The organism is Bacillus sp. AY2-1, assembly GCF_008368965.1.
Classification (GTDB): Bacteria; Bacillota; Bacilli; order Bacillales; family Bacillaceae_G; genus Bacillus_A; species Bacillus_A thuringiensis_S.
In genome coordinates, this window is the sequence record NZ_QPEL01000327.1 from 1 (window position 1) to 1,662 (window position 1,662).

Here is a 1,662-nt window from a genome sequence, read left to right on the forward strand (position 1 = left end):
AAACCTATCTTTTGATAAAGTAATATAAACTTGTCCCTATAATTTCTAGTGCCTCCTGCATACGTTGAGGAGAAATATTTTCTAAAACGGTATCTTGAGGTGTATGGAATACCTTTTCAACATGATAAATTAGGGGATTCCAACTCTCTACATCCATCCAAATAAATAGTGCTGAGGAAATTCCAGCTTCGTAAAATGGTACATGATCACTAGAATCAAACTTTCCAGTTAATACAACCGATTTCCCTAATGCTTTACTAGTAGCTACTGCAGTATTTGTTACTTCATTTTGAGAGCCATCTAGTGTCATTGCATATAAGTCCTTAGCCTGTTGGTAACTTGTCGCTATCATATCTGCATTAAAAACCCCTAGAATATGTTTCTTATCTGTTGTAGATAACTGATTAACATAATGGTAAGCACCTAAGGATTCATTTTCTTCTGCTCCAAACGCTATGAATTGAATTTCTTTATTAATCTCTATATCTTTAAAATTGTATGCTAACTCTAATAAAAGTCCTACGCCAGAAGCATTGTCATTTGCTCCAGGTGCTCCGATAACACTATCATAATGAGCACTCATTATTGCTACATCCTCATTATCTGTCTTGTATTTGGGCTTTTTTTTCGCAATAACATTTAATGAACTCAAATTCATTTCATGTTTTGCCTTTAAACTAACTATATTTTTATTATGCACTATTTTATCTTTCATTCTAATTCCCTGATTATAAGCAAGCCCAAATACAGGTATTGATTGTTTCTTTTTTAGAACTGGGTTAAAGGCTTCTCCATAGTTGCCTCTATCCCCAATCGTACTATATAACAATACAGCTTTTGCTCCCTTTTCTACTGCATACTCAACTTGTTCATTATATTTCTCATACGTATCAGCTTGTTCCAGTAATACTATTTTCCCATGAATTGGCTCAGGTGAATTTTTAATATCGTTCTCTTTTCCTATAGAAACTACCGGCCCTACGACAGGATCTTTAGGTATAGATGCATTAGATGCTGCTCCAACTTGCCATTCTTTTTCTCCATACACACTAAAAGAGATACTCCCAATATATTGATCTGGTACAGGAAAGGCCTGATACTCAACTTCATACCCTAATTTTTTTAATGTATCTCCAATGTATGTAGCTGCTTTATGTTCTTCCTTAGTCCCACTTGGACGTGGACCAATTTTCTCAGACAGAAAACGTGTATGTTCAATAGCTCGACTAGCACGAACCTTATCTGACATGAGAGAACTTTGGTCGTTCTTAGTCATAGCATGTACTAGTATTACATCCTCAGATAAATTACTAAAAAGGAAAAGCAACAAAATCCCAAAAGTTACAATAAGCTTCTTTATAAGAGTTAGTTTTTTCATTTGTCCTCCCTATGATTAAAAAAGATTAATAGTAAAACCTTCCCTCCTAACACACTTACTTAGAAGAAAAGGTTCATTAAAATAATCTCTAACTCAAGTTACATGTAAAAATAAATAAACCGATAGTGCCTTTTATATCTCCAAATAATTCATTTTTGTTTGCATACCAGTAATATTTTTATGAAACCAATTAAGAGTCTCCCATGACCTCTTTCTATTCGTATAATCAGTTTCCTGAACCTCAAATACAATTCCTATGTTTTTATCCAAAGTATTGTTCTTCA

The 1,662-nt window shown here is 33.6% G+C and carries 1 protein-coding gene and 1 pseudogene; both read right to left on the reverse strand.

Annotation, left to right across the window (positions count from 1 at the left end):
* Window positions 1–4: 4 nt before the first annotated feature.
* Window positions 5–1,378 carry a M28 family metallopeptidase gene (locus tag DN403_RS30865; RefSeq protein ID WP_000737099.1) on the reverse strand — a complete coding sequence of 458 codons (1,374 nt, stop codon included), beginning with the start codon at window positions 1,376–1,378 and terminating at the stop codon, window positions 5–7.
* Between the two features lie 132 nt (window positions 1,379–1,510).
* Window positions 1,511–1,662: pseudogene (locus tag DN403_RS32120) on the reverse strand (endonuclease); the annotation flags it as partial.